We start from the raw sequence: 6,411 nt of genomic DNA, 5'->3' as shown, positions 1-6,411 counted from the left end.
AAGTGAAAGTGACAAATAACACTGAGCCTGAACAGATTTATGGTCAGGCTAGCGTCTTTAGGCGCAGTTTGGCGACAAGGGGTTATACCCCAAGTACAAACCACCCGTTTTACGGGTGGTCCTGATTATGAGCACGACCAAAGTTGCTTTACAGTGTTTACTCATAGTATGCTATTGGAGGCAATTTATTTTTTAGGAGGAATTACAATGGCTAAAAAAGGATATATTGTTATGGAAAACGGGGAAAAAATGGAACTTGAATTTTACCCAAATGAAGCGCCTAACACAGTAGCAAACTTCGAGAAATTGGCTAATGAAGGATTTTATGATGGAGTTATCTTCCACAGAGTAATCCCAGGTTTTGTTAGTCAAGGTGGAGACCCTACAGGTACGGGTATGGGCGGTAGTGGAACTACGATCAAATGTGAGACTGCAGGAAATCCTCATAAACATGTGGCAGGTTCTCTGTCTATGGCTCATGCAGGTAGAGATACTGGCTCCAGTCAGTTTTTCATTGTACATGAACCACAACCACATTTAGATGGTGTTCACACTGTATTTGGTAAAGTAACTTCAGGTCTTGAAACAGCCCTTAACATGAAAAATGGGGACAAGATGGTAGAGGTTAAAGTATTTGATGTTGAATAGGATTTAACCCGTAAACACCCCTAATCAGGGGTGTTTTTTTATTTATGGATTGAATTATTTATAGACCCTGTTGATTTTTATAGAGTAGGGTGCTACTATTTCATTAAGCTTTTTACAATTTCATATCGATTTTCCTTCGGGGCAGGGCGAAATTCCCTACCGGCGGTGATGACCTCCATGGTACGTAATTGTAATATGGATCAGTCTAAGTCCGTGACCCGCTAAGCGTATGCTTACGGTGGATCTGGTGAAACTCCGGAACCGACAGTATAGTCTGGATGAGAGAAGGAATAGAAAGTACATAGACGTTATCTGTTTATATACTAGCTTTCAAATCAGTTGAGTTAGCAGAAGTTTTTCTATTTGCTATGTCATTTATTTGGCATACCTATGATGAAGAGCTGCTTATTAGCGATTTTGATTTGTTATGCTTTTATTCGTCGTTCTCTCAGGGCCCCCGTCCGATATTATTTATCGGTTGAGGGTCTTTTTTGTTATCTATTGCATGGAAGAGGTACAGTGAAATGGGGTGATCAATATGGATGTAATGAATGATGAGTTCTACATGACACTTGCACTCGAAATGGCAGAAAGGGCACAGGGGCAGACAGGAATTAATCCGGTTGTAGGTTGTGTTATTGTCAAAAACGGCCGAATGGTTGGGCTCGGTACTCATCTGCAAAGAGGTAAGGGCCATGCGGAAGTACATGCTCTTGAGATGGCTGGGACGGAAGCGGAGGGAAGTACCGTTTATGTTACCTTAGAACCTTGCTCTCATTACGGTAAAACACCTCCATGCAGTGAAAAGCTGATCAGAGCCAAGGTGAAAAAAGTGATCATTGCTTGCGAGGATCCGAATCATGAGGTTGCGGGTAAAGGAATCTCTATGCTTCGGGAGCAAGGAATTGAAGTTGAAGTGGGATTGCTTGAAGACCGTGCGAGATATCTTAACGAAAAGTTTTTTAAGTATATTACGACAGGGCTTCCTTTTGTAACGCTGAAGACAGCTTCCACTCTAGATGGGAAAATTGCTGCCAAAAGTGGAGATAGTAAGTGGATTTCAAATAAAAAAGCGAGAGAGAATGTTCACATGCTCCGGCATCGTCATCAAGGAATTATGGTCGGGGTAGGGACAGTAATAGCAGACAATCCCGAGTTAACAACCCGGTTAGATGTGGATGGAGTGAATCCCGTGCGGATCATCATAGATTCTCAGCTTCGAACCCCTAGGGACTCGAAGGTAGTGAAAGACGGTCTTGCACCCACCATTCTGATTACAACAGAAGGAGCGGATAAGGAGCGCGTTGATTATTTTGAGAAACAAGGTGTTCAGGTCATTTGCTCTGGCACAGGTCCAAGGGTTGATCTTCTGGCCGCACTTCGTAAACTTAGTGAACTTGAAATTGGTTCGATCTTGCTTGAAGGCGGAGGTACATTAAACGGTGCTATGCTGGAGAATAAGCTCGTGGATCGGCTCGTTATGTTCATGGCCCCTAAAATTGTCGGTGGTTATAAGAACCTCGGAAGCTTCCATTTTGAAGGAGTAGAACGTATGAGTGAAGCGATTACGCTGAGGAATCTTGAGGTAGAAATGCTGGATGACAATATCCGTATTTCAGGTGTGCCCGTCTGGCGGAAAGTGGATAAGGAGTGATGTGTTTTGTTTACCGGCTTAGTTGAAGAAGTAGGAAAAGTACGGAGTATAGGCCGGAAGGGCGAAGCGATGGTGCTTGGTATTTCAGCTAAACGGGTTATGGAGGATTTAAACATTGGTGACAGTGTAGCTGTAAATGGAGTATGTCTAACCGCTACGTCGATCGAAGCTTCCGGATTTTTGGCCGATGTGATGCCTGAGACTTATAGACATACGAATCTGAAATTACTGGCAAAGGGAAGTCCGGTTAACCTTGAAAGGGCGATGTCTGCAAAAGGTCGATTTGGTGGTCACATTGTGCAAGGTCATGTTGATGGTACAGCCCATATTATATCTATTAAACGAGACCAAAATGCGGTCGTATTTGAAATAGCTCCGGTGAATACAGAAGTATTTCGCTATATTATTCCGAAAGGATCGATCACGGTGGAAGGAACCAGCTTAACCGTTGTGGATGTTACGGGAAGTGCTTTTACAGTCTCCATCATTCCTCATACGCTAGATCAGACGGTGCTGGCTTATCGAAATACGGGTGATCTTGTCAATATTGAATGTGATGTGATCGGAAAATATGTGAACCATTTACTCGGATATCATGAAAATAACGGACCTTCACAGAAGGATCAATCTGCTGGACTCAGTTATGAGTTTTTAAGCAATCATGGTTTTTCATAAAAAAATTCATACATCATTACAAGACTATCAAGTGAAAGCAGGTAATCACGATGGAAAGTACATTTCATTTTCATACAGTAGAAGAAGCGATTCAGGATCTACAAAAAGGAAAGGTCGTTATCGTCGTTGATGATGAAGACCGTGAGAATGAAGGGGACTTCGTTGCCCTGGCTGAACTGGCTACGCCAGAAGTCATTAATTTTATGATTACGGAGGGCCGTGGCCTCGTATGTGTTCCGATTACGCAAGAACGAGCAAATGAGCTGGATTTAAAACCTATGGTTCAGCATAATACAGATTTTCATGGTACAGCCTTTACGGTATCTGTAGATCATAAGCTGACAACGACAGGAATTTCGGCGCAAGAACGTTCAATGACGGTGAAGTCGCTTATTGATCCTGAGGCTGTAGGAGAAGATTTCAGAAAACCAGGGCATATGTTTCCTTTAATTGCGAAAAAAGGCGGGGTATTAAGACGAGCCGGACACACGGAAGCCGCTGTAGATCTTGCACGAATGAGCGGAGCTTATCCAGCTGGTGTCATATGTGAAATTATCAAAGAAGATGGATCGATGGCACGTCTGCCTGATCTATTTGAAATGGCTAAGAAACATGATCTAAAACTAATTACCATTAAAGATATGATTGCTTATCGCAACTCGCAAGAAAGACTTGTAACAAGGGAAGTTAGTGTTCGGATGCCTACCGATTTTGGAGTGTTCCAGGCCATCGCTTATACCAATGAAGTAGATAACAAAGAGCATATCGCTCTTGTCAAAGGGGAGCTGAATACAGATGAACCTGTACTGGTGCGTGTCCACTCTGAATGTCTGACAGGCGATGTTTTCCACTCTCACAGATGTGACTGTGGTCCTCAATTTGAAGCAGCTCTTCGCCAAATTCACGACAATGGAAGCGGCGTTCTGCTCTATATGCGGCAAGAAGGACGAGGAATTGGACTTATTAATAAATTAAAAGCTTATAAGCTACAGGAACAGGGACTCGATACCGTTGATGCAAATTTAAAACTTGGTTTTCCAGCTGATCTAAGGGATTACGGCATTGGCGCTCAAATTCTAAAAGACCTTGGAATTAGTAAAATCAAGCTTCTTACCAACAATCCGCGTAAGATCAAAGGTCTGGAAGGATATGGTCTCGAAGTTGTGGAACGTGTTTCCATTCAAATTGCAGAGAACGTAGAGAATATTTCCTATCTCCATACGAAGCAGGCAAAGCTCGGTCATATGTTAACGTTTGATGATATGGAACAGAACGAGAATAAAGAGTTGTAAACGACACGAAAGGGAGATGTAGATTATGGCAAATGTTTTTGAGGGAAACTTAGTATCTGAGGGATTACGATATGGAGTTGTGGTAGCTCGGTTTAACGAGTTTTTAACAAGTAAGTTATTATCCGCTTCACTCGATGCTTTCAAGCGCCATGGAGTAAAAGATGATGAAGTCGATGTGGCATGGGTTCCTGGTGCTTTTGAAATTCCGCTTGTAGCCCAAAAGATGGCGGAGAGCGGCAAATATGACGCAGTTGTCACACTGGCTACCGTCATCCGAGGCTCAACAACCCACTATGATTATGTATGTAATGAAATGTCCAAAGGAGTTGCGGCAATTAACCTGAAAACAGGTGTTCCTACCATCTTCGGACTGGTTTCAACAGAGAACATAGAGCAAGCGATTGAGCGTTCTGGAACCAAGGCAGGTAATAAAGGTTGGGACGCGGCAGTAGCAGCAATTGAAATGGCAAACTTGACGAAACAGCTAAAATAGTGCTTATTTAATGTAGTGCCCTGTACTCGTATCTTTTGTTACAATACAAGAGATGCGGGGGCAGGGTTCTTGTATTTTGTAACTGTAGCGGGAGGATGCGTCCATTGACGGTTGTAACCTATAAGCTTGAAACGTTTGAAGGACCTTTGGACCTTTTATTGCACTTGATTGACAAACATGAAATTGACATCCAAGATATTCCGATCAGTCATATTACAGATCAATATATGGACTACATTCATTCCATGCAGGAATTGGAACTTGATATTACAAGTGAATTTCTTGTCATGGCGGCAACCTTGCTTGCGATTAAATCCAAAATACTTCTCCCCAAACCACCGGTGTTTGCGGATGATGAAATCTATGATGACTACATGGAAGAGGAAATGTATGATCCTCGTGCAGAACTTGTACAGCGACTCATGGAATACCGTAAATTTAAAGGAATTGCCCGTCATCTGCATGAAAGGGAATCTGAGAGAAGTTTGATCTTCTCTAAGGAGCCGGAAGACCTGACTCCATACGTTCAGGTAGAGCCAAGTAATCCGGTGCAGGGACTGCATACCTCAGATTTAATAGCGGCTTTTCAAAAAGCGCTAAGCAGATCTTCTAGGCAGCCAGCTGTGGCTAAAATTCATCGGGATGAAATATCGGTTAAAGATCGGATTCGTGATGTGGCAGGAGCACTGCAAGCCAAAGGTTATGGCGGGAAGATGTTATTTTCCAAGCTTTTTCATGAAGAAATGATTCGTCAAGAAGTTGTAGTAACGTTTTTAGCGATTTTGGAGTTGATGAAAATGAAAAAAATTGTATGTTACCAGGAACGATTGTTTGAAGATATCGTGATGGAATGGAGAGGGGAAAAACAGATCGATGGACTTGCGAACATTGAAATCGATTATTGAGGGACTTTTGTTTTTAGCGGGAGAGGAAGGGCTGGGCGTTAAGCAGCTCTCGGAAATCGTTAACGAGTCTCAAGATATCGTGGCTGGTGCCCTCGAGGAGCTAAAACAAGAATATACAGAACAGCAGAGAGGTCTACAAATTCTGAAAATTGCCGGCAATTATCAAATGGGTACACTTCCTGATCATGCTCCGTATTTTGAAAAACTAGCCTATTCGCCGTCACGTTCTTCTCTTTCCCAGGCAGCACTTGAAACGCTGTCCATCATTGCTTATCGTCAACCGATCACAAGAATTGAGATCGAAGAAATTCGTGGAGTCAAATCGGAACGAGCGATTCATACGCTGGTCAACAAAGATTTGATACACGAAGTAGGAAGAGCGGAAGCCATTGGCAGACCGATTCTCTATGGAACAACAAAAGCATTCCTTGATTATTTTGGTCTTGGGACACTGAAGGATCTGCCAGAACCCAATTTATTTGAGGAAGCTGAAGCGCAAGAAGAAGAAACCCAGCTTCTGTTCACTAAGCTTGAACAGACTAGGCTGGAGGAAGACAACCAACAAAATAGTTAAATGAGAAACCGATGCTCTTTTATAGAGTATCGGTTTCTTTTTGTTATGGCTTTAGCCAGTTGAGTGCGTGAAACGCGCGAAACAAAAAACCACCCGCTATGCGGGTGGAACAATCAAAGGTTTGACCACTAAGACCATTCCGATAGAATTGAGATGTTCAGGCTCAAAGA

Annotated in this window: 7 protein-coding genes and 1 riboswitch; all 7 genes read left to right on the top strand. The window is 42.8% G+C overall.

The annotated features are described in order from the left end of the window. The first annotated feature begins 207 nt into the window (after window positions 1-207). The gene (locus tag PV403_RS24680) at window positions 208-648 is read left to right on the top strand and encodes a peptidylprolyl isomerase (protein ID WP_160033359.1); all 441 of its coding nucleotides are present in this window, start codon (window positions 208-210) and stop codon (window positions 646-648) included. A 128-nt stretch (window positions 649-776) separates the two neighbouring features. Beyond that, window positions 777-942: riboswitch (FMN riboswitch) on the top strand. Window positions 943-1,186: 244 nt separating this feature from the next. Next, window positions 1,187-2,302: a bifunctional diaminohydroxyphosphoribosylaminopyrimidine deaminase/5-amino-6-(5-phosphoribosylamino)uracil reductase RibD gene (gene ribD / locus PV403_RS24675; protein ID WP_332086277.1), complete on the top strand. Its 1,116-nt coding sequence runs from the start codon at window positions 1,187-1,189 to the stop codon at window positions 2,300-2,302. A 6-nt stretch (window positions 2,303-2,308) separates the two neighbouring features. Then, window positions 2,309-2,977 carry a riboflavin synthase gene (gene ribE, locus PV403_RS24670; RefSeq protein ID WP_332086275.1) on the top strand — a complete coding sequence of 223 codons (669 nt, stop codon included), beginning with the start codon at window positions 2,309-2,311 and terminating at the stop codon, window positions 2,975-2,977. 50 nt (window positions 2,978-3,027) lie between these two features. Beyond that, window positions 3,028-4,269, top strand: a complete 1,242-nt coding sequence (locus PV403_RS24665) for a bifunctional 3,4-dihydroxy-2-butanone-4-phosphate synthase/GTP cyclohydrolase II (protein WP_213529639.1) — start codon at window positions 3,028-3,030, stop codon at window positions 4,267-4,269. Window positions 4,270-4,294: 25 nt separating this feature from the next. Continuing rightward, a complete protein-coding gene (ribH, locus tag PV403_RS24660) occupies window positions 4,295-4,762 on the top strand; it encodes a 6,7-dimethyl-8-ribityllumazine synthase (protein ID WP_191799205.1) in 468 nt (155 codons plus the stop codon). A 104-nt stretch (window positions 4,763-4,866) separates the two neighbouring features. Further along, complete coding sequence (locus PV403_RS24655) at window positions 4,867-5,667, top strand: segregation and condensation protein A (protein ID WP_236570538.1); 801 nt, start codon at window positions 4,867-4,869, stop codon at window positions 5,665-5,667. Continuing rightward, complete coding sequence (gene scpB / locus PV403_RS24650) at window positions 5,636-6,241, top strand: SMC-Scp complex subunit ScpB (protein WP_213529637.1); 606 nt, start codon at window positions 5,636-5,638, stop codon at window positions 6,239-6,241. The genes PV403_RS24655 and scpB overlap by 32 nt, the downstream gene beginning before the upstream one ends. Window positions 6,242-6,411 lie beyond the last annotated feature (170 nt).

It is taken from the genome of Paenibacillus sp. GYB006, from assembly GCF_036577645.1.
In the GTDB taxonomy this organism is placed as follows: Bacteria; Bacillota; Bacilli; order Paenibacillales; family Paenibacillaceae; genus Paenibacillus.
Note: the sequence above shows the minus strand (reverse complement) of the source record. Positions and strands in the feature narration are given on the sequence as shown.